The 1,986-nt window shown below is 60.1% G+C and carries 2 protein-coding genes and 2 pseudogenes; 3 read left to right on the forward strand and 1 reads right to left on the reverse strand.

Annotated features, from left to right (window positions below; genetic code table 11):
* Positions 1-725, reverse strand: a pseudogene (locus EGI20_RS17780) (ATP-binding cassette domain-containing protein); the annotation flags it as partial.
* Between the two features lie 168 nt (positions 726-893).
* On the opposite strand from EGI20_RS17780, the gene EGI20_RS17785 reads away from it, so the two are divergent.
* The 3 genes and pseudogenes from EGI20_RS17785 to EGI20_RS17795 form a co-directional block, all read left to right on the forward strand.
* Positions 894-1,250 (forward strand): hypothetical protein, encoded by a 357-nt coding sequence (locus tag EGI20_RS17785; protein WP_124734482.1) that lies wholly within the window; start codon positions 894-896, stop codon positions 1,248-1,250.
* A gap of 6 nt (positions 1,251-1,256) precedes the next feature.
* Entirely contained in the window at positions 1,257-1,679 is a 423-nt protein-coding gene (locus tag EGI20_RS17790; RefSeq protein ID WP_498631352.1) for a protein YgfX, read from the forward strand.
* A gap of 33 nt (positions 1,680-1,712) precedes the next feature.
* A pseudogene (locus EGI20_RS17795) lies at positions 1,713-1,986 on the forward strand (bifunctional tetrahydrofolate synthase/dihydrofolate synthase); the annotation flags it as partial.

The following is a 1,986-nucleotide window of genomic DNA, read 5'->3' on the forward strand; positions in this document are numbered from 1 at the left end:
TGTTGCGGCTGTTCGCGAAATACGGCAGGGTCCAGCAGTTTTTGTGTCAACTCGGCCTGCTCGCCTTCCAGTGCGGCAATTTCATCCGGCAACTGGGTCAGCTCGCGCGTTTCATTAAACGATAGTTTGTTGCGGCTGGCCTTGTTGCGTTCGGCCTTGGCTGTGCTGGCGGCTACCGGCTTGGCTGTGGCTTCGGCGCGGTCATGGCTGACCAGAAACACGGTGCCTGCGTACTGGGTGATCAGTTCTTCCAGCAACTCAAGCGTATCGATATCCAGATCGTTGGTCGGTTCATCCAGCACCAGCACATTGGCCGGGCGGGTAAACAGGCGTGCCAGCAGCAGGCGGTTGCGCTCGCCACCGGACAGCGATTTGACCGGGCTGCGCGCACGCGCAGGCTCGAACAAAAAGTCTTCCAGATAGCTCATCACATGCTTTCTGTGGCCGGCGACTTCGATAAAGTCGTTGCCCTGGCTGATGACGTCGGCCACGCTCATTTCTTCGTCCAGCTGGGTGCGGAACTGGTCGAAGTAGGCAATATCAAGTTTGGTGCCGCGCTTGATGTCGCCGCTATCGGCTTCCAGCTCCCCCAGAATCAGCTTGAGCAAGGTGGTTTTGCCGGCGCCGTTGCGGCCGATCAGGCCGACGACTTCGCCTGCCTCCAGGGAAAAATCGACACGGTCCAGTAGGGCGTGGTGTCCGAAGGCAAGGCAAGCCTTCTCGACAGAAATGAGGGCCATGGATGGCTCGCTGGGTAGTTTGGGATGGCGCGATTGTAGCACGCCATGCGCGCCTGCCTTCGCTACGCCGTGCTAGCCATGTACAATGCGCGCCGTGATGGCCTGCCTTTAATTTTCCGCCATCGCGTTTTGCCCGTCACCCAAGGATAAACCATGTATTTCGTTGATCGCTCCGTCGCCATTATCAAACCGCGCGCGCCTTTTCTTGCGTGGCTGCGTACCGTATCCGGCGAGGACATGATAGATCTGACGCTGGACAGCCTGCGTGCCGACTGTACCGCCATGCTTTTGCCCGAGTTTGACGAGCCGGAGCAGGCGGTTGCCTATATCGACGAAATGGCCGAGCAGCTATTCCGTATGGAGCTGGCCAGCTGGCACGAAGACGAGTCGGCCTGGCCTGCTGATATCTCGCTGCTGGCGTTCTGGCAGTGGTTCGATGTCGAGTTCCACAGCATGGTGCTGGACAGCGTGGACGCCGATATTCTGAATACGCCGACGACCGAGCTGTAAGCTGGCATGGCGCTGCGGCCGTTTCGCGTGACTTTACGCCGGTCGCTGCTGGCGCTGCTGCTGTTTTGCCTGCTGGCCTCAAGCCTTGCGCTGGCGGTGCTGTACTGCAATGGACCGTGGGTCCTGCTGCTACTGGATGCAGCCTTGCTGCTGGCTTGCCTGCAAAGCGAGGGCTGGCTCGCCAATCGCCGCCGGCCCTTGTGTCTGGACGTCAGCGCCTCGGGCGTACTGAGCGCGGTTTTTCCGGATAGGAGCGAGCTCTGGCTGCTGGATGGCAATAGCCGCAGCAGTCCATGGCTGAGTGTCGTGATGGCACATGCCGGCAGTCAAAGGCGCAGGCTCACGCTATGGCCGGACAGCGCAGACGCCGATGCCTTGCGTAAGCTGCGCGTCTTTTTGCGCTGGCAGCCGGATGCGCGCAGGCCCTGATCCTCCCCCGACCCCATAATGAGAGTTGTCACCATGATGATACCCAACGCCAGTTCCACGCTTGAACAGTGGCTTGCCTATCTGGAAGCCGCCCACCCGGTCACTATCGATATGGGACTTGCCCGGGTGAGTGCGGTCAAGGCTGCCATGCAGCTGGATACCGATTTCCCCGTGGTCTTGATAGGCGGCACCAATGGCAAGGGTTCGGTCGCAGCCATGCTGTCGACCATCCTGAATCGCGCCGGCTTCAAAGTGGGCACCTATACCTCGCCGCATATCAATGACTACAACGAACGCGTCGCGATCG

It is taken from the genome of Aquitalea sp. S1-19, from assembly GCF_024343515.1.